Raw genomic sequence first — 22,889 nt, forward strand, 5'->3', positions numbered from 1 at the left:
CTAGTGCGTCACCAGACTTACCAGCTGCGCAATGTCTTTCTGTAACGTTGGGAGCATATTACGATTATACACCGCTACCGCAGGATGGTAGAGGGGCATAACGTGGATGGCGCCCCATGGCGCTGTTCCCAAAAATGCCGTGCCGTGAATGTGACTAATAGGCTTTAACTCATGGCCAATACCGTACAGCTCCATAATATACGCCATCGCGAAGCGCCCAAGAGGGACTACAACGTTCGGTCGTATAATAGTGAGCTGGCGTTCAAGAAATGGGCCATAGAGCGCGATCTCTTCGGGAAGTGGGTCGCGATTCATGGGAGGCCGGTCCTTCACTACATTTGTAATGTACACGTCACTACGCGCAATCCCAACGCCCTGGAGCAAAGCATCGAGCACTTTTCCAGATGCTCCACAGAATGGTCTCCCCGTCTTTGCCTCATTTTTACCAGGCGCCTCCCCCACAAAGACAATGCGCGCGTCATGACTCCCCTCGCCGATAACTGGAAAGGCTCCGGACTCTGCCCGTTCACGATAGAGTGGCGATGTAGTGAGTGCAAATACCTCATCTTTTATCGCCCTCATAAGTTGCGTGCGCTGAGATGGTTCGCTATGCATCGTACCAATGTGTACGCATTGTACTGAATGCACCTAGTAAAAGCCAGAATGCCATTCGCCCCTGATGGATTGTCCAGAAGAAGTGATCAAAAAGCCCAAGGATCAAGATAGAGGCACACACGCCCCAAAATACATAATCTCTCCTCAGAGCAACGTGACGTAATTCCTGAAAGACACGGACAAGCCACCACACAATAAGCAGTGATCCAATGACGCCAAGTTCTGTAAAGACCAAGAGAGGCACGCTGTGTGCAGGCTGATAATATTGGCGGGGCAGAAAGGGCACGGCCCCAGCGAGCCATGTAGTGTATTGCCCAACCCCCACGCCAGCGATGGTAGAAAAGCTAAAAGGGTGCTCTGATGCCTCCTGCACCGATTCTCGTACATACAACGCCCGCAGACGTACAGCTTCTTCGCCTGCATCAATGCGAGCGCGTGTCAGAAAGTAGTGTGGAAAGAGAAGAAAGATCGACACAACACCAACACCGACTCCCCACACGAAAGCTCGCGGTAGGGCGCGCACCTGATTCCGAATTATCATCACCAATCCAATCACCGCTCCAGCAAACCATGCGGTGCGCGAAAAAGAGAGCGCATATGCCCATGTCCACGCGGCCGCGAGGATGCCAAGTGCCCATGAGCGAGAGAAGCGGGTCGCCCCCATCCCAAGACACAGCGCAAGAAGCATCCATGCAGCGAGCACATTTGCATGCGGAAATGTCCCATAGGCACGCAGCACCGGAACTGCATCAACAAAGAAAGATGCGACCCCAAACATTCCCGGAGCCAGAAGCGTCTCACCAAGCATGCGCAGGCCGATATCATGCTGCACGAGAAACTGCGCAATCGCGATGAAAGCCTGCACCGAAACACCGATGCCCAACGCGATTGCTGTGCGTGCGCCAGACACAAAGGTGCCAATTGTAGTGCGCGCCATGATATACACACTCACGCCTTGAATAAGTCGTAGCCACACGTGAAGCGCCGTTCCCACGCTATCAGACCATATAAGACCCATCAGAGCCCAGATAAGCACTGCGCCGAGAATTGTGTCGCTCGGGCGCCATAGAGATGTCCGTCTCCGCCACGTGCGCAACGCCCAAAGCAATACAACGCCTCCATAGAGGAAATCGGATGCATACAAAAATGCAGAGCGCCATTCTATAAAATACCAGTCAGCAGACCATAGCACCCAGCGTGTTTGTACGGGAAGAAGCGCACACCACGCATACCATATAATGCGCTCAATCCGACCTGCATACTTACGCAAAAAGAAGCTCATATATCACTCCCCCCACAAACACCATAGCAAGCGCTATTTGAAGCGCAATAGGAATATGCACCTTATATTCTGGGTCACGCGTACCTTCTTTTTGGGACCGCTGGTACAGCATAATAAGTACGACGGATTCAATCCCAATTGCCAGAGTGCCAATCAGACCAATCACCGTGATGAAACTTCGTAGGCCAAGGATATACAGAAGGATGGGCGGAAGCCCAGCAAGTACCAGCGCCCACCGACGCGGAATACCATAATCGAGCCTGAAGATATCAGTAAGTGCTGTGCCCAACATAAGATACGACGTTGTGATCGCAACCACCCCGAAGAGTGACCCGAGTGTCACAATGAGGTGACCAACCCCGCCCAGCGTATCGGCAAGGTTCGTCAACGCCTGCGGCTCGGTATTCGGTCCCATCACACCCACGACAGCGGTCGTGAACAAGAGAAAGAGCGTACCAACAATACTCACCGCAGTAATAATAGAGGGGCGCAATAAGCGCTCTTTTCCACGCAACACCTCGCGTTGGATGGGTAGCGATGTTAACCCTGCAAACGCAAAGAGAAGCACTCCGTAGGGCAAAAACCAAAAGTCACTATTAAAACCCTGAAGGTGCTCGACGGATATGTGGGGGACGCTCACCCCCGCAATGGATACAATGATGAGCGTAAATATAATTGCAAGACCAAACTCTATTGTTGCGATGGTGCGGAAGCCAAATGGCAAAATACACGAAACGACCAAGAAGAATGCGAATGAGAACCAACTCGCTTCAAGTCCAGTGAAAGGTCCGGCGAGCCCGGAAAGAAATTCCCCTGCCGCAATAATGTATGCGAGCAATGCCCCAGAAATACCAAGGACATTTGCGAGAAGCACGATGCGCTGTGATGTGAGGCCGAGATATTGTCGCGTGTATCCAACAAGCTGGTGCTTGCCTCGTGTTCGCAAGATCACTTCCGAGAACATTAAATTCATCGCGATCGTCGCGGAGATGGTTAAGGCAAAAAAAATAAGGCCCATGCCGAAGCCAGCCTTTGCAAACGCAAACGGAATACCAAAAATGCCGACGCCGACCATCGTCCCCGCAAGTACTGCAGTAGCGTGAAGAAATTGCGGATCGAAAAAATACCCAGCGCGCATATGCAGAGCATATCACGCGCCCTAGGCGCCAGAAAGGGATATGTTATGCCCGCAGCGCGATCTTGAGCACATCATCCATCGTGCGCACGAAATGAACAGTCACACGCTTCTTGATCTCCGCAGGAATGTCCTCCAAATCTTTCTTATTATCCATCGGAAGTATGACGTGGCGGATGCCAGCTCGATGCGCACCAAGTACCTTTTCTTTTACGCCACCGATTTCCAATACCTTACCACGGAGGGTCACCTCGCCCGTCATAGCAACGTCGCGACGCACAGGAGCGCCAGAAAAAAGAGAGATGAGGGCAGTTGCAAGACCTGTACCCGCGGACGGACCATCTTTTTTAATCGCCCCTGAAGGAAGGTGAATGTGTACGTCAAAAGCACCAAAATCTTCTTTGGTCTTTTTGTGCTTCGCCACATAGCCACGCGCAAAACTCAAAGCAGCTTGCGCAGACTCACGGGTCATGTCTCCCAGTTGTCCTGTAAGAGTAAGACGTCCTTTGCCAGGCATCATCGTCGCCTCGATCGTGAGTACGTCGCCGCCAGTTGGCATCCACACCATGCCTGTTGCTACACCAATTTCATCTTTTGCTTCCGCTTTCTGGTGGGTGAACTTCACGGGGCCTAGGTACGTATGAAGAGTTGCAGGTGTAATTGCAATTGATGTCTTCTTAGGATTTTGCACGAGTTGGCGCGTAGCTTTGCGCACAACGGTAGCAATCTGCCGCTCGAGATCGCGCACGCCCGCTTCATAGGTATGCTTGGTGACAATATCCTTAAGCACTGGAACAGGGAATGTTACTGAGCGCTTCGTCAGGCCGTGATTTTCGAGAACCTTTGGGAGGATAAATTGTTTCGCGATCTCAATTTTTTCAAGCTCGGTATATCCAGGGAAACGGATGATCTCGAGACGATCACGCAACGCCGGTGGAATGGTATCAAGCGTATTCGCCGTTGCGATAAAAAGAACGTCCGAAAGATCGAATGGTACCTCAAGATAGTGATCTGAGAATGAACTGTTTTGCTCCGGATCAAGGGCTTCAAGGAGCGCCGCGGATGGATCTCCTCGAAAATCGGCGCCGATTTTATCGATTTCATCGAGCATAATCACGGGATTCTTCACCTTTGCGTTGTTCATGCTCTGAATGATGCGGCCCGGCATCGCCCCTACGTACGTGCGACGGTGCCCACGGATTTCAGCTTCATCGCGGATGCCGCCAAGCGACATGCGCACAAAAGTGCGCCCCAGTGCACGGGCGATAGATTTCCCGACAGATGTTTTTCCAGTTCCTGGCGGACCGACAAAACACAAGATAGGACCGCGGAGTTTCGCAACCTTCTTTTTTACGGCAATATATTCCAAAATACGCTCCTTCACCTTCTCCATGCCGTGGTGGTCGGTGTGTAAGATTTTTTCCGCCTCCTTGAGATCGATTTTTTCTTCCGAGATTTTCTGCCACGGTAGCTCAATCAACCAATCTAAGTATGTACGGATGTAAGAGGTCTCCGGACTGTATGGGGGCATGCGGGAAAGGCGGCCAAGCTCCTTGAGGGCCTTCGCCTCTGTTTCTTCTGGCATATGCGTTGCGAGAATTTTTTCACGCAATACCTCAAACTCAGCCTGCTCGTCATCAACGCCAAGCTCTTTTTCAATACTCTTCATTTGCTCACGCAGGAACATCTCTCGTTGCATCTTTCCAATCTTCTTCTTTGTTTCGCGGGCGAGCGAGCGTTCTGTTTCAAGAATTTCTAGTTCGCGCGCAATGAGCACGTTTAAATGAGAAAGCGCATCCTTGCTTGCAACCTGCTCAAGCACACGCTGCTGATCGTCGGGGCCACCATGGTTCACGTTCACTGCAACGAAGCTAATAATTTGTTCGACGTCTTTACTGTTAGAGATCATGAATGCAACCTCTGGGGCAACTGATTGCACAGAGCGTAGTTCTGAAATTTTCAAAAACTGATCAATAACACGGCGCAGCAAAACCTGCGTCGGGAGATCATCGTGTGTGTGCTGCAGAGGCAATGCGGAAACGCGCACGCGGAACAGCGGATCATCCTGAAGGATGTTTTCCAAGCGCACACGCATGATGCCCTCTACGTCTACCTTTGCCGAACCGTCCGGAAGGCGGAATACAGAAATAACTCTGCCCACAACGCCAATGCGATAGAAGTCATCCGCCGAGACATCATCGCGCATATCCTTTTGCGCAACAAAACACACGAGCTGATCTCGAGCCATAGCAACATCTAAAGCATGCACAGACTTCTGGCGCTGAACCACCAGAGGCATGACGATCTTTGGGAAAAGCACCGTATTTTTCAACGGAATTAACGGCAGCTCTTCTGGAATTGAAATGGTTGCCATATGGAGAGAATAACGGACAAGCGCCCCTATCCTAGCATGGAGGGCCGCTAAAATCAACCCGTTTTTTATTTTTCGTCAAGAGGGAATGAAGCCCCTTGGTCTGGCGTGAACGCCTCAACGCCAAGCTCTGTAGTAATGCGCTCACTTAATGCTGCAACAGCATCCGGCTCCCCTTGTACAACAAACACGCGAGAGAGCTTGCCCTTAGCATGAATGCGCTTGAGAAAATCCATGAGCCCCTGCTGATCTGCGTGTGCTGAATATCCGCCAATTGCCTTCACGCGGCATTTCACCGGAACCGGTTGGCCAAAGATGGTGACTTGCGGCTCTTTGTCGAGAATGCGCCTCCCAAGACTTCCTTGTACTTGATACCCCACAAATAAAATGGTGCTCTTTGGGTCGGGAAGATATCGCGTTTCATGGTGCAAGATGCGACCACCTTGCGACATACCCGATCCTGCAATAATAATCTTCGCGCCTCGGACATTGTTAATGCTCTTTGATTGCTCCACTGTGTGCGTGAACGTAAGCCACGGGAAAGAGAAGAGGCCGCCATATTTCTCCAGTGTTTGCACTGCATCACTATTCATATAGTTTGAGAATTTACTGTATACCTCAGTGATATGAATAGCGAGCGGGCTGTCTACAAACACAGAGATGGAGCTAGGAATTTGCCCCGTGCTGAAAAGCTCTTCGAGTTCAAGTAAAATTTCCTGCGTTCGCTCAATGGCAAACGAAGGGATCATCAGCGTTCCTTCCGAACGGACTGTTTCTAAAATAGTATCGCGCAAGATCGTGCGTCGTTCATCACGATCCTCATGCAAGCGATTGCCGTATGCGGCTTCAATAATGACATCGTGAGCAGCTCCTGGCTCATCAATGGGATCCAAAATAGCCGAAGGAGGATTGCCGAGATCGCCCGTAAAGAGCACAAGTCGCTCCCCCGACGCCTCAGGGATGCGCACTTCTACAAATGCCGAGCCGAGAATGTGGCTTGATTGACGAAATGTGACCGTCAACGAGCCGACACCTCGCGGCTCGTCGTAGCGGATAGGTTCAATGAGCTGAAGGACGGCTTCAACATCTTCACGATAATACATCGGCTGACGGCCTTCCTCCTGGGCATCTTGCATCATCTTCTCAAACGTATCAAAAAGTGCGACGCGCATAACTGCAGCTGAAGGCTCGGTTGCCAACACCGCTCCGCGAAATCCATCACGATAGAGCTTCGGCAAACGCCCTACGTGATCTGCATGACTGTGGGTAATGCAAATAGCACCAACAGAAACTGGATTATATGCGAAAGGCTCAAAGTTGAGAGATTCATTGTAGCGTGAACCCTGGAAGAGGCCGCAATCGATGAGAATACGTGCATCATTAGTTTCAATAAGGTAGTTCGATCCCGTAACCGTTTTTGTGCCCCCGTGAAATGAAAGAGTTTTTGCCATGAGTAATGTTAGCGTACCATGATTGCCCCCGTTTCTGAACTGTCGCGCTCGTTATGATATCCAAAGATACCGACTTTCGTAAAGGTAAAAGCAAAATAACTTCCTTGTGGAATATCGGAAATACTATCAAAACCTGGTAGACCTGTGTGGGAAGGGTGCGGATCACTCACAACTCGCAACGGAGCGATGCCATCATTCCGTATACGCACCGTGTCCCCTACATGAATGCGCAAATTTGTAGGACTAAAGACACCGCCACGATATGACACAGTGTATATGCGTGGCTGGCGAACCTCTGTCTGTGTAGGCGTTGGTTGAATGGTTGTACTGGGATCAACCGGATCTCCAGCGCGGAACATAAGGACGGCGGCCACTAACAGCAGGAGTACGAGCACAATAAGCCCCCAAAAACCACCCGTGTCGCTGAGTGTATTGAGACGCTGTTCTTCGCTACGCGCAAGGCGTGCATAGAGCTCCTCATCCATAGTAAAAGTATAAACCAGTCACCTGGGGTTGTCAGGACCCTAATGCCTGCTGTGCAGTCTCCGCATCAGACCACGAAATACGAAGGCCGCGAGGACCCGCAATTGATGTTTCTGAGCCCTTCCCGGTAATGACCACAACATCACCAGGCTGAGCGAGACGAATAGCGGCTCGAATTGCCTGGCCACGATCCATAATGACACGCACCGATGCTCCCGCAGGGATACCCGCATGCACTGCGCGCACTATCGCATCAGGATCTTCGTCATACGGATCTTCATTCGTAAGAATAATTTCGTGTGCATGTTCTCCAGCAATTGCTCCGAATTGAGGACGCTTCCATGTATCGCGCCCGCCGCCAGCCGCTCCCAGTACCACAATTAAACGCCCGCTGCCCTGTGGCTTCAGTGTTTCGTATACCGCCCGCAGAGAATCTGGCGTGTGTGCATAGTCAATCACAACTGCAAAGGGCTGGCGCTGCACATACTGCATACGTCCCGGCACCATGGTGAGAGCTTTTAAAGCGGCGCAACTGGTTGGCACATCGATGTCATACATTGCCGCAGTTGCAATTGCTGCCAGCGCGTTCATGACCATAAAACGACCCCCCAGCGGCAGCGTGCATTGCGTGTCAAATACCTGAAACGATGCTGAATATGCGTCGGCAACCACATGACTCGCACGAATATCTCCACGCTCAATGCCAAAAAAGATGGTGCGTTGCGCAGGGTGGCGTGCAAAAAATTCACTCGCGGCATCATCGGCATTAACGATATGCGTACCTGGTGTGACAGCGAATAGCTTTTCTTTTGCCTCCCGATACCGATCAAAAGATCCGTGGGATTCAATGTGCTCGGGATGCAGGTTAGTAAACACCGCAGCATCAAATGAAACGCCGTAGTGACGATTCTGGGCGAGTCCCTCAGATGTCACTTCCATAACCACATACTCACAGCGAGCCTCGCGGGCACGCGCAAGAAAGCGTTGCAAGTAGAAACGCCCTGGCATCGTCATTTTGAGCGTATTCGGCCACGACTGGCTGCCGATACGCGTCCCAAGAGAACCAATCGAAGCAACGCGGTGGCCGGCGGCCTCCAAGATGTGGGCTATCATGAGAACGACAGTCGACTTCCCCTTTGTTCCCGTCACCCCGATGACTTTCATGTGGCGTGATGGGTGGCCATAATATACTGCCGCCAGATGGGCAATGCCGCCGTGATACCACGGCGCGATAAAAGTTTTTATACGACGAAAAAATGTACTCATGAAAATCGAAGAGCACGGGCAATGCGGTACACGACATGCCACCCGCGCGATATCGTCATATCACATGCGCCCGGATATTCAACCTCCCCACCCCCGAACCCTGTTTTAAAGCGCGTGACGCCAGGCCATCGATCATCGTCAATGCCCCAGAAGTTATACCACCGCATCCCCTTGGCTTGATAGTGACGAATAATTTCCCAGCGCATAAAACTAGGCGCTTTGAGTGTTTTATACGCGCGGTCCATGGCCCCATGAAGGTAATAGATGGTATCGCCGTATATGAGGATAATAGCACCGGCAACAAACGCATCTTCGTACCGCACAAGAAAGAGCTGTATCTGAAGAGGACCTGGGCCCGCGAATGTATCAATGAGAGCCTGGTAGTAAGATGCCGGATGCGGTGAAAAGCCATCATGCTTTGCAGTCTGCTGCATAAGACGCCAAAACGCGGTCCCGTCCATACTTGGCTCGAGGCGCAAACCCTTTCGCTCACCCAAACGAATGTTATACCGAGTTTTGTGATGCATGCCCGCAAGGAGCTCCTCTGCCGACTGAGAAAGATCGAGTAAAAGAGAGCGGGTGGGCTGTAGGGCTTTATCGCTATGCGAAAATCCAGAGCGAATAAGCATCTGCTTCACCGTGTCGTGGAGCGGTTCACATTTCACAAAGATGCTGCACTCTTTTTGAGCTATCGCAACAAGAGCATCTACAAAAGCTCGAATGGCACGATCATACCCACCACGCGCTGCCTGAGTATCGAGTATCGGCCCGTGCGGAACATAGAGATAATTTTTTCCAAAAGGAAGATCGTGGCGAATGATATTTGCCACAACGCCGCCCGCATCATATCGCCAAGCCGCGCGACCTAGTGTTTTTTGGAATGTCAGCCATTCTGGCGTCGTAAGGAAAGATGAATCCATTATGTCTGTTTACTAAGAATACGAAGCGCTTCTCGAACGCGCTCACGAGCATCGCGCGCCTCGGCTGGCACGTGAGATAGCGCCTCCTTCGCCTGGTATACTGAGTATCCAAGTGCAACAAGTGCCTCCATTGCCTGCCGCTCTGCATCAAGATCGACATCAGGAGCAGACCCAACATCCATGCCCTCAATCTTCGTCTTCAGCTCAATAATTAACCGCTGCGCCGTCTTGGGACCAAGGCCCGCCACTGTACGCAGGTAATCCGCATCTCCTTTCATAACAGCCGCCTTCAAAAGGGCGGGGTCAACGGTTGCAAGAATACTCATGGCATTCTTGGGACCAATCCCTGATACCGAAGTAAGAAGCACGAAGAGCTCCCTTTCACGCTCTGAAAGAAAGCCGTATAGGTCAAAAACGCCCTCGCGCATGTTCATTTGGGCATGCACAAAAGCCTTGACGGTGGCGCCTATTTTTGTTACACTTTCCTGCAATTTTGACGTACAGACAAGGGTGTACCCCACCCCTCCTGTAACAATAGTGAGCGTGCGTTCACCACGCGCGATCACCGATCCTTCCAGATAACTCATCATACGTATACGCCAGAGCATAGCACGATTCTTCTCTCAGCGACATGCCACTCTTCAACCTCAAAGCAGCCTATGAACCGGCCGGCGATCAGCCGGATGCCATTGCGCAGCTCACCAAGGGACTCAAAGAAGGCCTCCGTGACCAGGTGCTTTTAGGCGTCACGGGCTCCGGAAAGACGTTTACCATGGCCCACGTCATCCAGAAATATAACCGTCCAACGCTTATTATCTCTCACAACAAGACGCTTGCAGCACAGCTCTATCGAGAATTCAAAACATTCTTCCCTGACAATGCCGTACATTATTTTGTAAGCTATTTCGACTACTACCAACCGGAAGCATATCTACCAACCACCGATACCTACATTGAAAAAGATTCGAAGATCAACGAAGAAATTGATCGCCTGCGCCACGCCGCAACCCAGGCGATCATGAGCCGTGATGATGTTATTATCATCGCATCTGTTTCATGTATCTATAACCTTGGCTCTCCAGAGGACTATAAGAAGATGGGCCTTGAATTGTTTAAGAAGAAGAAAATGACGCCTTCTGATCTCGCGCGGAACCTCATGCGGCTCCAGTACGCCCAGGACATCGAGCTCAAGCGTGGCACATTCCGTAAAACACGCGATGAGATTGAGATTATCTCGCCAAGCGCTCAAGAGGTGACCCGCGTAACGTTCCGCGGTCCGACCATTGTTAATATCGAACAGGCCCGAATCCCTGATCCTGATGAACTTGCCACACTCACTCCAGTGTATGAGCCTGTCGAAGAAACGACGATCTTTCCAGCAAAATATTGGATCGCTGATGATTCAAAAAATGGAATCGCGATCGAGAATATCAAAAGCGAGCTGCAGAAACACATTAAAGTGCTTAAGGCGCAGGATAAACACCTAGAGGCCGGCCGCCTTCACGAACGGACACTCCATGACATGGAGATGATCCGCCAAACTGGCTACTGTCATGGCATCGAGAACTATTCGGCACATCTTGATTTTCGTAAACCAGGAGCGCCCCCATACACACTGCTCGACTTCTTCGCACAAAAGGGAGAGTTTCTCACTATTATCGATGAGTCCCATATTTCTGTGCCTCAATTGCGGAGCATGTATGCAGGCGATCACGCACGCAAAACGACACTTGTGCAATATGGATTTAGACTCCCATCTGCCATTGATAATCGCCCACTGACGTTCACGGAATTTTCAAAGCGTATTCAAAAGACGGTCTACGTTTCCGCAACTCCAGGAGAATATGAGCTGAAGAAGGCAAAGAAAAAGGGCATAGCCGAGCAACTGGTGCGGCCAACAGGACTTCTTGATCCGACCGTAGAGATCCACCCAAGCGAGGGGCAGATCCAGCATCTTTTGGAGCGCATTCGGGAACGAAAGGCCAAAAACGAGCGCGTCATCATAACAACACTCACGAAGCGCATGGCGGAAGACTTGGCCGAGTTTTTAGCGCGCAATGATGTAAAAGTAAACTATCTCCATTCGGAAATTAAGACACTTGATCGACTTCAGATATTGAAGGACTTTCGCCTTGGGACATACGATGTCATTGTTGGCGTGAATCTTTTGCGTGAGGGGCTCGACCTCCCAGAAGTATCGCTCGTTGCTATTCTCGACGCAGACAAAGAAGGGTTCTTGCGCAATACAACGACCATGATTCAAACCATGGGTCGAGCAGCGCGCCACGCGCAAGGGCACGTCATTCTCTATGCTGACAAAGAGACGAAATCAATCCTCGCCGCCGTTGGAGAGACGCAGCGTCGCCGCGCAAAACAAGAAATATATAATGCCGAACGTGGCATCACTCCGCAGAGCGTTCAAAAGCATATTGGCGGATTCGATCTCCCCGTAAGTCGCGCACCTGCGGAAGTGCAAACGCCTACCATTGCTCAGCTTGCAAGCTCTGGCTCACAGGGTGCCGTTGCACAGCTCACCAAGATGATGGAGCGAGCAATCCGTAAAATGGACTATGAAACGGCAATGAGCATCCGCGATCAAATCCAAAAGATCAAACATCGAGATAACACGAATACTTGATTTCGTTCAACCATTATTGTATACTCGCGACCATGCCAAATACGAAATCTGCAGAGAAGGCACTCCGCCAATCAAAGACGCGACGCGCTCGTAACGTTGTGCGCGCAAAGGCATATAAAGATGTTGTGAAGCAATTCCGCAAACTCGTTGAAGCGGGCAACATCAAGGAGGCGCAAAAACTCCTCCCTGCCGTGTTCCAAAAGATTGATAAGGCTGCAAAAACTGGTGTTATTAAGCCAAATAAGGCCAGCAACTTGAAGTCTGGAGTTAGTAAGCGCCTTGCAAAGAAATAGATTGTCACCGCACATCTACAACACCACCGCCTCAGGCGGTGGTGTTGTTTATACGCGCTGCTCGCGTGCAATGGCAAGCGTCATACCAACTCCCGCCAGTAGCGCAACGAGTGCCGTCCCGCCAAAGCTAATGAATGGGAGCGGCACCCCGGTAAGCGGCAATACACCGACCATTGCCAAAATATTCACGAGCGCTTGGATCATGATCCATGATTGCATGCCGACAACAACCAGCTTTCCATACATATCATTCGTCTCGCGCGCCAATTGTGCATACGTAACACAGAGGGCTCCAAATGCCAGGAGCACCAGCATGCCGCCCACAATACCAAGTTCTTCCCCAATAATGGCAAAAATAGAATCACCAACAGCTTCAGGGAGAAAGCCGAACTTCTGCGTGCTCTGTCCAAAGCCATTCCCAAACACCCCTCCAGAACCGATCGCGATAAGCGACTGGCTCACTTGGTACGAACTTCCACGCGGATCAGAAATGATACCAAGCGCTACCTGGATACGCTGGAGACGATAAGGCTGCACCGCAACAAAAATACCCAGAAGCGCAACGCCCAGAAGCGCAACCACGCCAAGCTGTTTTAATGGCATGCCTGCGGCAAAATATACCGCTCCTGCAATGGCAAAAATAATCGCCAGTGTTCCCACGTCGGGCTGAAGCCCAACTAGTAGGGCGATGATGCCGAGCATGGTAAGAAATGGCGCAAGTCCGGCAGACCAGTGCCCACTCCGCTCTTTTCTCCCACTCAACCACGCAGCAAGGTAAAGAATAAATCCTAACTTAAGAAATTCCGTAGGCTGGAACGAGAAGCCGCCCAACATAAGCCAGCTCTGCGCCCCTTTACGCTCATCTCCAAATCCAGGGATGAGCACAAGTACCAGCAAGCATAGAATAAGCAGCAGTAGGAGTGGAGAAACCCGCCGCCAAAAACGCGAAGGCGTAGCGCGCGCTATGCCGAGCGCCACGAGACCCGGCAAAACACCCGCCGTTATTTGGTGTAATACAAAATAATATGACGAGCCAAACTTCTGCTCACCCAACACAATACCCGCCGATGACAGCATCACCAGGCCGAATACCACAAGTCCACCAACGAGCCAAAAAATGCGACGCTCCATGAGAGCTGAAGCTTACCGAAAAAGCGGAGGAATTTTGCTGTCCACGAGGAACAGGATAAGTCCCACTGCAGCTCCGATTGCATTAATCATCCAAAACCGCATTGTAATTTGTGTCTCGTGCCACCCGAGCGCCTCAAAGTGGTGGTGAATAGGCGATGAGTGAAACACTTTTTTGCCTCGAAGCTTCTTAGAGATCATTTGTACAATAACTGAGAGCGACTCAATGACTGGGATAATAGCAATGAACAAAAGAAGAAAGGGCGTGTTGGTTAACATAGCTACCACGCCTGCGGTGAAACCCAGCGCCATAACCCCCGTATCTCCCATAAAAAACTTTGCAGGGTAGATGTTGTACCACAAAAACCCGATCAGCGCCCCCATAATTGCCGCCAGAAGCGCTGCCATGTCCATGCGTGCCTGATCGAACGCAATCACTACAAAAGCGCCAAAGATGGTAAGGAATACGCCCCCCGCGAGTCCGTCTAAGCCGTCCGTTTCGTTCATTGAGAATGCTGTGGCAACAATGATAAAAACAAAGAGTGCAGCATACCACAGTGGACCAATTACAAATTCTCCCAAGAACGGAATGGTGATGGCGTCACGGCCAAGCTTCTCTACGAACCACCACGCGCCGATACTCGCCACAAAGGTGTAGAGCAGCAAACGCTGCTTCATAGAGAACCCACCACGTTTGAAGATACCGAAAACATCATCCGCCATTCCCACCAGTCCTGCGATTACGAGGAATCCGAGCGGTAGATACGTCTGAGGGCGCGACAGGAAATTCATTTTAGACCAAAACCCATCAACCGTATTTGCGAGAATCGCGAATACTCCCGCGAGGAACGCCACGGTAACCCAAATAGGAAGCCCGCCCATAGTTGGGGTCCCCTCTTTCTTTTTATGGAGTGCGTTAAATACGGGGGCGCCTTCTTTTTCTATCTCCTTACCAGGACGAAAATATCGAAAGAGAACCTTCGTCCACAACCACGTCACAATCAGATTCAGGACAAAAGCGATTGTCCCAACGGCAAACAATCGCACTACATTAAAAACAGTAAATTGTTCAAAAGCGATAGAGACATCCATACATTATTGCCACTGAAAGGCGGTGCGTGCCCATGTCACGAGTTCCGCAGTATGGGTAAAGCGGTCTTCCGAACCCAATAGTACAGCTGCGATAGTGTCGCGAGTTTCGGGCACTCGTACGAGCAATATCATACACCCACGCGCACCATCTGTATACCCCGTCTTACCGCCCCGAATATCTTCTAGTGTTTCGAGGAGCTGGTTCGTATTGGTAACAGTAACCACGCGCGTTTCATCAACGGTTGTTATAGAGATCACCTTTTCACGCAATGGGCTAAAAATATGGTCCTCGTAACGCAATGCATAGCGAATGAGAAAGCTTAAGTCACGAGCCGTCGCATAGCCGGTGTCATCAAGACCAGCTGGATCCTTAAATACAGTATGCGTCATGCCAATACGTACCGCGGTATTATTCATCTCTTTCACAAAATCAATCCCATGCTCACGGGCATACACTGCCAGCGCAACAGCCGCATCATTTGAGGACTGCACGAGCATGTATCGCATAAGGTCTGATACGGTAAAACGATCCCCCACGGTCAAGTCTCGCTTCGTACCATCAACCCGTATCGACTCTGGCGTAACCGTTACCACGTCGTGTGCGTGGAGATGCTCCAATACAACGATTGCGCTCATGATCTTTGTAAGCGACGCAATAGGCAGACGCATGTCTTCATTTTTTGCAAAAAGTGGGCGAAGCGTTTTCACGTCAAAGAGATAGGCGGCCCGAGCAGGAGTTATTGCCTCAGCACTCCCAGCCTTACGGGCGGGGAAGATACTTGCTTCCGCGAGAGGAAGCAGATACGCTTGCGCGTCATTAATATCAGAGAGCGCCTGTCCCCATGCCGGAGTCACTTCGGCCGCTGGAGGCGTTGGCCAATGCACAAAGGCGCTTATACCAAGCGCCATGACGCCACCGATCACAACAATTGTTGCTCCATAGATGCGTCCCATAAAAGGTGTGCCTTATGAGCGAGTTACGATGTGTAGCTCGCGCTGCTGCTTCTCTTCAATCGGTGAAGGACTCTGCATCATAAGGTCTCGTGCGTCCCCCGTCTTTGGGAACGCAATGACCTCACGAATATTCGGTTCGTTCTGCAAAATGGCCATAAACCGATCAAAGCCCCAAGCAATGCCACCGTGTGGCGGTGCCCCAAATTCAAGCGCCTTGAGCATGTGACCGAAATTTGCCTCGATACGCTCTGCCGGAAAACCCATAATCTCAAATACCGCGCGGAGAGCTTGAGGCTGATGATTGCGGATACTGCCGCCACCGATCTCAAACCCGTTCAACGCGACATCGTACTGCGTGGTAAGAATCTCGCCGATGTTTTTCTGTGCAAGGAGATCAGACATGTGTTCCGGTTTTGGCGCTGAAAATGGATTGTGCGTAAACGTCCATCCGCCTTCGTCCGTTTTTTCGAAAAATGGGAAATCAATAATCCAGCAAAACGCGAGGAGGTTTGGATCCTCTTTATCAGTGCGAAGATCGGGACGATCTGTGCCGTACTTTTCCATCGCCTCCTTGTATGAGATCCGTGGAAATGGGATCTCCTGAATTTTCTTTTCTGGCCACAATTTCTGGACAAGGTGGATGAGTAGCTCTTCGTTAAGCGCCATGACGTCCTCCCGCTGCACAAAGCTCATCTCCATATCGAGCTGAGTAAATTCAGGCTGACGATCACCTCGAGTATCTTCGTCTCTAAAGCATCGCGCGATTTGAAAATAACGCTCAACGCCCCCAGCCATGAGAAGCTGCTTATACTGCTGCGGGGATTGCGGCAACGCGTAAAACGAGCCTGGGTAGAGGCGAGAGGGTACGACGTAGTCGCGGGCCCCTTCTGGCGTAGACTTCGTGAGAATAGGAGTCTCTATCTCAAGAAATCCGTGATCAGAAAGCCATGTGCGAATGGCGAGTGCCGCCTTATGTCGCATGTCGAGCGTGCGCGCAAGGCGATCGCGTCGCATGTCGAGGTAGCGATATTCCATGCGATGCTCTTCTCCAATATCATACCCCGGACCATCGAGTGGGAACGGCGGCGTTGGAGATTCGTTGAGAATTTCAAGCGCCGTCGGCTCAACCTCTACGCCGCCCGTAGGGATGTCAGCGTTTACCATTTTTGCCGGACGTTCTTTTACGAGGCCCTTGAGCCGCACAACCCACTCATTACGTAATTTTTGTGCATCCTCATATCCAGGAGATGACGGCGTGAACACTACTTGTGCAGATGCAGATCGATCACGAATATCAATAAAAATAAGCTTTCCGTGATCACGACGGTTCGCGATCCACCCATAGAGCTCAACTTCCTGACCAGCTAAACCCGCTATGTCTTTTACCCACGTTTCTTTTGCCATGATGGCCAATCGTACCACATCACACTCCCCACAGAAAAGGCCCGTTTCCGGGCCTCGTCTTTAGTGGTGCGCCGCATCGGCTTCCGCCTTCGTGGCATGTATGGTCCCATCCGGATGCTCTGGCGGCGTATAGAGCGTGTATAAGCGCATCGGCTCGGTCCCCGTATTTACAATGTTATGCCTTGTTCCCGCCGGAATAACGAGCGCGGAGCCATCGGCGAGATCGTAGGTTGTCTCGTTCAGAAACGCCTTACCTTCACCAGACTCAATGCGAATAAATTGGTCGTGCTCTGGGTGAGTTTCAAGGCCAATTTCTTCACCACCACGGAGCGTCATGAGCACTAACTGCGAGCGCGACGTTGTGTATAATACTTTTCGAAAAAACTCATTTTCGAGCGTATCTTTTTCTATGTTGGTGTGGAATCCGTCCATATCTGTCATCATATGCCGTCCAAAAAGAATGCGCAACGTGCTATGCTGTGTGCATGGAAGATCGAACTCCCTTAGAAGAACCGAAAACGTTGAGCCCGCAGGAGGGTCAGGAGCTTGCTCGACAGCTTGAAGCAGCTGGGTTGCGAGACAAGCAGGCGCCACCCATAGACACCTCCCAGCGCCTCTCGCCAGAAGATGGTGCAAAGGCGTGGCGCATCGCCCAAGAAATCATGCGCCAAAGAGCTGAAGCAGAAGCGCGAGCACAGCGTGAGGCAATGCCCACGCGGCACGACGAACCTAAAGATCACGTGCAAGAGCTTTCAATAGCGGATATCCAAAAAGCACTCCTCGAAAAAGACGCCATCGAACGAGCAGAGAAAAAGCAGGCAGTATATCGCCAACTCCAAGAAATCTACGGTTCTTGACGCACGTTCCGCCGGGTGCTATCTTCGCAACGGGTCAGATCCTTGAAGACATTCCCCTAGCTCCACTTCTCCCTGGTGAATAGCCTGGGAGGGGTGCCTAGCACGTTGTTCACACCAACGTGAAACTGCCGCCAAGTTCAGCGAGCCTAGGCTTAATGAACAAGGCCCCGAGGGATAACAGTTCTTACAACTGTGGGTTTAAAACCTACTACTGGGCAGCCTGCGAGGGTCTTGCATACCCTAGCCGAGGCTGGTGAGTAGAAAGAGGTGGGATGGCAAGAAAGGGGCTTGCGCAAACGCACGTGGCGAAAGGAAAGCTATGCGCGGAGCGTGGGCAACCATCTTAGCCGAACGAGGAGGCATCCTCAAACCACAACGAGGGTCTGACCCACCCTCTCCATCATTCAGTTCTTTCGTTCCCCACGAGCGCTCTACCCGAGCGCTCTTTTTTTACAAAAATTTTAGAATAAATGTCTCAACAGCTCCTACGGCAAGCTCTGCCCACACTACAAGGAACACGAGAATAATGACGACATACGCAGCCATGCGCTGCGCCGGGCGCTGAAAACGCTGTGAGGCAAGATCGAGGGCGATACCAACGCCCGCGAACATCACTGCAGCAAACACAAAATCGAGCACTCCCCAATTCCATCCATCAACCGAAAAGTTCGCAATCAAACAGGCAAAGAGAATAGCACCGACCACTGTCACAATTCGCGTAGGATGTTCTATGTGCATAGGAAAAAATCTAGTGCCCCCACCAGGACTCGAACCTGGGACCGTCTCCTTAAAAGGGAGCTGCTCTACCAACTGAGCTATAGGGGCAAATGCAGAGCCTAGTGTATCAGATATGGCCCGATTTTCAACGTTCATCGGCAGTTGAGGCAACAGCCTCCTCTTTGCCAAGTGCAACAGCGAGCACCTTGCGCAGCTCTTCGTTATTCATATGTTGCCGTGGTTCTTGAGGCTGGCCTGGCCCCGTTTTCTGCGACGTAAACGGCATAACTCCCTGCCGCATCGCCTCTGCAAGCGAAAGTTCCTTTCCTCCCACAGAAACAGTGATCTTCCCGCTTGGTGCCGGCCGCTCGGACTGAGATCCACCACGACCACCGCCTCCGCCTCGAGAACGGCGAGGTGGCCTATCTCCTTGTGAACGACGTGGGCCAGCAGATTGCTCCCGCGCTGATGAATGCCCTTCTGATGCGTGATCATCACGGGCTACACCAGCCTCTCGCCAGTCCCCAATTGTTTTTTCTACCTCAGCGCGAGGACGACCAAAGGTTTTCCGAGACGCTTCAATTGCATTAAAGCGCTCCGTTGTTTCTTCTGGCGGCAAGGTGTCCATCGTCATAGCAGAAAACGCCTTAGACGCGACTCCGTCAATCATGAGTTTGAGATAAATCTGCCGCTTACCAAGGTTTACAATATCCTGCGCCACAAATTCCGGTGCAAATTCTTTTTCTAACATTTCTGCATCTTCCGCGCCCACGCGGAATGAGATAATAGTGCCTACGTTTCCAAACACGGCATCACGCACAGCATCTTCCATCTGTGCGATGTATTGGTTTGCGATCACAAGACTCAGATTAAATTTACGTGCTTCGGAAAGGATGTTTGCGAAAGAAGCGGTGGCGAAGTTTTGGAATTCATCAACTACAAGGATAAAGTCATTGCGCTCATTCTTTGCGATATCTACACGAGACATGGCAGCAAGCTGGATCTTCGTAATAAGCATGGCGCCCAAAAGACGGCTTGCATCTTCACCCACGCGCCCCTTAGAAATATTCACCAGCACGATCTTGCCCTCGTCCATCGCTTTGCGCATATCGAATGCTGATTTTTCCTGTCCGACAATATTACGAATGAGTGGGTTGGAGACAAATTGACCAATTTTATTCTGAATGGCGGCCGTTGCTTCCCCGGCATACCGTTCGTTATATTTCGCAAATTCCTGCGTCCAAAATGCTTTTACCTCTGTATCAGTAACTTGATCTACCACAGATTTACGATACGCCTTGTCCGCCAACATACGATTAATTCCCAGAAGCGTAGAGCCAGGCGCTTCAAGAAGTGCCAAAATCGTATTGTTGAGAATGTATTCCATACGAGCTGACCATTGATCAACCCAGAGCTTCTTGAATACCGCCATCATGCCATCTGCAACAAGGTGACGGTTATCAAAACTGACATGCTCCATGATATTAAAGCCAATCGGGTGCTCTAGATCTGCGGGATTGAAATAAATAACATCCTTCACGCGGTGTGCGGGAATAAAGTCCAGAAGATCTTCAACAGGATCTCCGTGAGGATCGATGAACGCGATGCCACGTCCGTCACGAATGTCTTGGATGGCTAAATTCTTCAGCAGTTCTGATTTCCCCATGCCCGTCTTTCCAATGACGTACATGTGGCGACGTCGATCGTCCATCTTAATGCCAAACGGCCGCAACTCATTGCGGAAGGTTGTTTGTCCAAAGAGGACTACCGGATTTTCTGGAGGAAGCGCCATGTATTGTTAGTGTACCACGAAACTAAAACCCCGGGAGGTTTGCTGGTGGCGTACTCTTCTTTGCCTCAACGCGAGGTAAGCCAGCAGCCTTCACATTCAAGCCAGGCAAGTGCCAAAGCGTTGCAAGCTCTTCGATATTGAGAATCGCATAGTCTTTCACGAATTCGCGACCACGATATTTTCCAAGAAGATCAACTTTCTTTTTGTATTCTGCCTCTGCGGCACCGAACCCACGCCCCGAAGGGAAAAGCCAGGCTAATTTACCATCGGCTGCGGTTGTGACCTCTCCATTTGGTTTAAATGAGTTAAGGTCATTCGCATAAAATTGCTTAAAGTATCCAATTACACCAGCAATGCGCGCACGATTAAATACCGTCTTATCTGCAAGGTATACAAAGCGAAAGCCCGCCTTAAACGCAAGCTTTGAGAGTTTTAATTCAATCTGCTCTAAGGCTGCGCGCTGACCAGGTGAAAGTGCCATGACATTAAAATCTTTTTTCTCCTTTTTCTCTTCGCTGGCCTTGCCGCCCGGAACGAAAAGATCAATAAACGATATGACTTTTTGCCCAAACGTTGGGTCCGGAGCTTTCGGATCTTTCCCCATGATTTTATCGACGACCTTCTGGCCTTCCTTTACCCAGTCACCGCCTGTGGGGCGCAACGTGAGTTGCAACCACACATGTTCACCCGGGCGAAGGGAGCTCATCACTTCGGCCAAAGCTGCCATAGGATCAGTACGGACGTATTCATCCTTTCCACTCTGCTCTTCAAAAAATGGGTACGTGCGGATGGGATATGCGTGTTCTTTGGTGAAAATAAGCTCAGTGCCAAAGAGATCATACTGCTCATTGGGTATGTCCTGCGGGAGACGAGAGGTGTAATCTTCTGCTTCGCGAATTTCGGCTTCAGGCCACTGAGCAAAGACATGCGCCTCAAGAAGGTTTCGATGTCCCGCAGGGGTGCGTATATAAAAACGCATACCCTGTGCATCCCCTACAATTTCACAGGTAAACCAGTCAGGAATCTTGCCGTCAAAGAACATTTTTTTCCACTTCAAAGAGCTCCCATAAATACCATGGAGGCCCGAGAAGAAGTTCTCGGCAATTTTTGGACTCCGCTGTACCTCGGGAGGCGGGACAACCTCCAAAAGCACCCATTTCATGCCTCGGAGATACCGCGTGCGCGTATACTCTTGCCACTGACGCAAGGCGAGTGATGCAAGCACGATGGGCAGCCAAAGCCACCATACACTAAACAAGATCCCCACAATAAGACGCGCTACCGGAAGAACCGGCTCAAATACAGAAAACGTCTGAGAGAGAATCGAGAGCATACAAGATCCTCTGTATCATACCACGACGGCGCCTATGGCGCCGTGAGTGTGTGGACTAAGCTTTGCGAAGAGTGTATGTACCGTCTGCCTGTTTTGCGAATGTCGCACTGTCCTGGAGGTTGAGAACGATGGTGCTTTCTTTCACCATACGGTTTGCAAGCACACGAGAAATGAGTTCCGCCTTCGGTAGAGGTGACTTCGCCTCTTTCAGAGTATGCACAAGAACGTCCTTTACTGTTCCGGCTTGGTAACCCCATTCCGAGAGGGCATAGAGTCCGCGGCCAACGAGAATAAAGCGCTTGTCTTTAATGAGCTCGTTGTGAACCGTCTGCATGTTCACGCGCTTACCGTCTGGGAACGTAGCAGAACTAATGAGTTTGGTAATTGCGGAGAAATGTTGTGGCTTTGCTTCGCGCTTAAGTACTAAATATGCCTTATCACGGATGCCCTTCGGATTCACCTGCGGCCATGCAGAAAGACCAACTTGGCCATAAATGTTCTTGCCGATATCCTTAGAAATGGCGAGAGCGGCAACAAGGTGCTTTTCATTGACCGGCATGCCCGTCGCAAGCACCGCACTGGTAGACTTTGCAACGCCACAAAACGCTTCCCACTCCATTGGTTCTGCGTGCGACTTAAGCGCCTGGGAAAGTGCCTGGATACCCGAACGAAAAGCATCAGCTTGCGCACGATGTGCTGCCCAAAATGCATGGAAATGATCGCCCTCGGGAGCATGGAACACCTGGTTGCTCACCGTCAGTACAAACACGAGTGCGGCATTCGTGGTGGTAAGGCTTGGAGACCCGCTCATCTCCTGGAAAAGAAGGTCTTGGCGCATAACGCCACCTTCGCGCTGCAATACATCAATCACGGAGGCTACCACGGCATTTACGTCAGCGTCGCGCTGGGCGATTTTAGCAACCGCCGAAACCGTTGCTTCTTCAATCTGGCGTACGCGTTCGCGAGTAATCCCATAGCTCGAGCCAATCGCCTCAAGGGTCTCGCGACGGCCGGAAGCAAAACCAAAGCGTCGCGCAATAATATCGCGATTACGAGGTGCTACTTCGCGCACAAGGCGGGTAACGAGTTTTTGAATGCCGGTAAGTGATGAACGTGCCATAAGATTTCGATGTTTTTAGAATATCACTTTCTTTACAT

At 50.9% G+C, this 22,889-nt stretch carries 21 protein-coding genes and 1 tRNA gene; 3 read left to right on the forward strand and 19 right to left on the reverse strand.

Annotated elements, in window-relative coordinates; all coding sequences use genetic code 11:
- The 9 genes from QY311_00875 to ruvA form a co-directional block, all read right to left on the reverse strand.
- Window positions 1-615 carry a uracil-DNA glycosylase gene (locus QY311_00875; GenBank protein ID WKZ27296.1) on the reverse strand — a complete coding sequence of 205 codons (615 nt, stop codon included), beginning with the start codon at window positions 613-615 and terminating at the stop codon, window positions 1-3.
- On the reverse strand, window positions 608-1,897 hold the full coding sequence (locus QY311_00880) for a hypothetical protein (protein ID WKZ27297.1): 1,290 nt from the start codon (window positions 1,895-1,897) through the stop codon (window positions 608-610). The genes QY311_00875 and QY311_00880 overlap by 8 nt, the downstream gene beginning before the upstream one ends.
- Window positions 1,878-3,035: an aromatic amino acid transport family protein gene (locus QY311_00885; GenBank protein WKZ27298.1), complete on the reverse strand. Its 1,158-nt coding sequence runs from the start codon at window positions 3,033-3,035 to the stop codon at window positions 1,878-1,880. Before QY311_00885 ends, QY311_00880 begins: the two co-directional genes overlap by 20 nt.
- A 43-nt stretch (window positions 3,036-3,078) precedes the next feature.
- A complete protein-coding gene (gene lon, locus QY311_00890) occupies window positions 3,079-5,406 on the reverse strand; it encodes an endopeptidase La (GenBank protein ID WKZ27299.1) in 2,328 nt (775 codons plus the stop codon).
- 65 nt (window positions 5,407-5,471) lie between these two features.
- Window positions 5,472-6,854 (reverse strand): MBL fold metallo-hydrolase, encoded by a 1,383-nt coding sequence (locus QY311_00895; GenBank protein ID WKZ27300.1) that lies wholly within the window; start codon window positions 6,852-6,854, stop codon window positions 5,472-5,474.
- An 8-nt stretch (window positions 6,855-6,862) separates the two neighbouring features.
- Window positions 6,863-7,339 (reverse strand): hypothetical protein, encoded by a 477-nt coding sequence (locus QY311_00900; protein ID WKZ27301.1) that lies wholly within the window; start codon window positions 7,337-7,339, stop codon window positions 6,863-6,865.
- A gap of 31 nt (window positions 7,340-7,370) precedes the next feature.
- Complete coding sequence (locus QY311_00905; GenBank protein ID WKZ27302.1) at window positions 7,371-8,603, reverse strand: UDP-N-acetylmuramoyl-L-alanyl-D-glutamate--2,6-diaminopimelate ligase; 1,233 nt, start codon at window positions 8,601-8,603, stop codon at window positions 7,371-7,373.
- Window positions 8,600-9,523, reverse strand: coding sequence for a peptidoglycan bridge formation glycyltransferase FemA/FemB family protein (locus tag QY311_00910; GenBank protein WKZ27303.1), 924 nt, complete (start codon window positions 9,521-9,523; stop codon window positions 8,600-8,602). Before QY311_00910 ends, QY311_00905 begins: the two co-directional genes overlap by 4 nt.
- Window positions 9,523-10,131 (reverse strand): Holliday junction branch migration protein RuvA, encoded by a 609-nt coding sequence (ruvA, locus tag QY311_00915; protein WKZ27304.1) that lies wholly within the window; start codon window positions 10,129-10,131, stop codon window positions 9,523-9,525. Before ruvA ends, QY311_00910 begins: the two co-directional genes overlap by 1 nt.
- Window positions 10,132-10,154: 23 nt before the next feature.
- Between ruvA and uvrB the strand changes: the two genes are divergently transcribed.
- Together uvrB and rpsT are read left to right on the forward strand one after the other, a co-directional pair.
- Window positions 10,155-12,161, forward strand: coding sequence for an excinuclease ABC subunit UvrB (gene uvrB, locus QY311_00920; GenBank protein ID WKZ27305.1), 2,007 nt, complete (start codon window positions 10,155-10,157; stop codon window positions 12,159-12,161).
- Window positions 12,162-12,193: 32 nt separating this feature from the next.
- Window positions 12,194-12,454: a 30S ribosomal protein S20 gene (gene rpsT, locus QY311_00925; protein ID WKZ27306.1), complete on the forward strand. Its 261-nt coding sequence runs from the start codon at window positions 12,194-12,196 to the stop codon at window positions 12,452-12,454.
- A gap of 48 nt (window positions 12,455-12,502) precedes the next feature.
- On the opposite strand, the gene ftsW is transcribed toward rpsT, so the two are convergent.
- Genes ftsW through QY311_00950 form a run of 5 tightly spaced genes read right to left on the reverse strand, consistent with a single transcriptional unit; the run spans window position 12,503 to window position 17,464 of the window.
- Window positions 12,503-13,585, reverse strand: a complete 1,083-nt coding sequence (gene ftsW / locus QY311_00930; protein WKZ27307.1) for a putative lipid II flippase FtsW — start codon at window positions 13,583-13,585, stop codon at window positions 12,503-12,505.
- A 12-nt stretch (window positions 13,586-13,597) separates the two neighbouring features.
- The gene (gene mraY / locus QY311_00935) at window positions 13,598-14,674 is read right to left on the reverse strand and encodes a phospho-N-acetylmuramoyl-pentapeptide-transferase (protein WKZ27308.1); all 1,077 of its coding nucleotides are present in this window, start codon (window positions 14,672-14,674) and stop codon (window positions 13,598-13,600) included.
- A gap of 3 nt (window positions 14,675-14,677) precedes the next feature.
- Complete coding sequence (locus QY311_00940) at window positions 14,678-15,628, reverse strand: serine hydrolase (GenBank protein WKZ27309.1); 951 nt, start codon at window positions 15,626-15,628, stop codon at window positions 14,678-14,680.
- A 12-nt stretch (window positions 15,629-15,640) separates the two neighbouring features.
- Window positions 15,641-17,032, reverse strand: coding sequence for an aspartate--tRNA ligase (gene aspS / locus QY311_00945; GenBank protein ID WKZ27310.1), 1,392 nt, complete (start codon window positions 17,030-17,032; stop codon window positions 15,641-15,643).
- Between the two features lie 60 nt (window positions 17,033-17,092).
- Window positions 17,093-17,464: a cupin domain-containing protein gene (locus QY311_00950; GenBank protein WKZ27311.1), complete on the reverse strand. Its 372-nt coding sequence runs from the start codon at window positions 17,462-17,464 to the stop codon at window positions 17,093-17,095.
- A 53-nt stretch (window positions 17,465-17,517) separates the two neighbouring features.
- Here QY311_00950 and QY311_00955 point away from each other — a divergent pair, with 53 nt between their 5' ends.
- Window positions 17,518-17,889 carry a hypothetical protein gene (locus tag QY311_00955; protein ID WKZ27312.1) on the forward strand — a complete coding sequence of 124 codons (372 nt, stop codon included), beginning with the start codon at window positions 17,518-17,520 and terminating at the stop codon, window positions 17,887-17,889.
- Between the two features lie 450 nt (window positions 17,890-18,339).
- Here QY311_00955 and QY311_00960 read toward each other — a convergent pair whose 3' ends face one another.
- From QY311_00960 to QY311_00980, 5 genes are all read right to left on the reverse strand, one after another.
- Window positions 18,340-18,627, reverse strand: a complete 288-nt coding sequence (locus QY311_00960; protein WKZ27313.1) for a hypothetical protein — start codon at window positions 18,625-18,627, stop codon at window positions 18,340-18,342.
- Between the two features lie 14 nt (window positions 18,628-18,641).
- Window positions 18,642-18,714 (reverse strand) — tRNA-Lys (locus QY311_00965).
- Window positions 18,715-18,751: 37 nt separating this feature from the next.
- On the reverse strand, window positions 18,752-20,398 hold the full coding sequence (locus tag QY311_00970) for a type IV secretion system DNA-binding domain-containing protein (protein ID WKZ27314.1): 1,647 nt from the start codon (window positions 20,396-20,398) through the stop codon (window positions 18,752-18,754).
- A 22-nt stretch (window positions 20,399-20,420) separates the two neighbouring features.
- Window positions 20,421-21,731 (reverse strand): hypothetical protein, encoded by a 1,311-nt coding sequence (locus QY311_00975; protein ID WKZ27315.1) that lies wholly within the window; start codon window positions 21,729-21,731, stop codon window positions 20,421-20,423.
- Between the two features lie 55 nt (window positions 21,732-21,786).
- Window positions 21,787-22,851, reverse strand: a complete 1,065-nt coding sequence (locus QY311_00980) for a sigma factor-like helix-turn-helix DNA-binding protein (protein ID WKZ27316.1) — start codon at window positions 22,849-22,851, stop codon at window positions 21,787-21,789.
- Between the last annotated feature and the right edge of the window lie 38 nt (window positions 22,852-22,889).

The sequence above is a fragment of the Candidatus Paceibacterota bacterium genome, from assembly GCA_030583765.1.
Lineage (GTDB): Bacteria > Patescibacteriota > Minisyncoccia > 2-02-FULL-40-12 > GWA2-44-9.